Genomic DNA, 392 nt, shown 5'->3' on the forward strand with positions numbered 1-392 from the left:
GAGCCGTGTCCGCGCTGTGGGCAGGATCTGGAGCAGACGGACTGGGCCAAACTGCGGGCTGTCCACGACGGGCCGTCCGCTGCTGGGTATCGAGATTCGGAGAAGCGGATGTGCGTGGACTGCCTGGCAGCGCTCGGGATGCTAGAGTTCGAGATGAACGGTGTGTCTGGGGGTGGACAGAGATCGGTGTGAGGGTGGCATGTAAGTGGGGGACTTGCCTAGTACTGTTCTGCAGTTGAGTTGGCCGTGATCAAGACAATGTAAATTTTGCCTTTCTAATGTGGCTGGCGTTTGTTTTTTTATGTACAGTATAGATGGCTGTAATTTCGACCTGATCCCATCCTAGGGGTCTCAATCTACTGTCTCTCGTGAACACGGAGATCCTGGTGATG

1 protein-coding gene is annotated in these 392 nt (G+C 54.8%); it reads left to right on the plus strand.

Annotated elements, in window-relative coordinates:
- Positions 1–192, plus strand: a 192-nt coding sequence (locus C477_RS24665; protein ID WP_008896904.1) for a hypothetical protein, incomplete at its 5' end; no start/stop codon positions are given.
- Positions 193–392: the final 200 nt, after the last annotated feature.

The organism is Haloterrigena salina JCM 13891 (assembly GCF_000337495.1).
GTDB lineage: Archaea > Halobacteriota > Halobacteria > Halobacteriales > Natrialbaceae > Haloterrigena > Haloterrigena salina.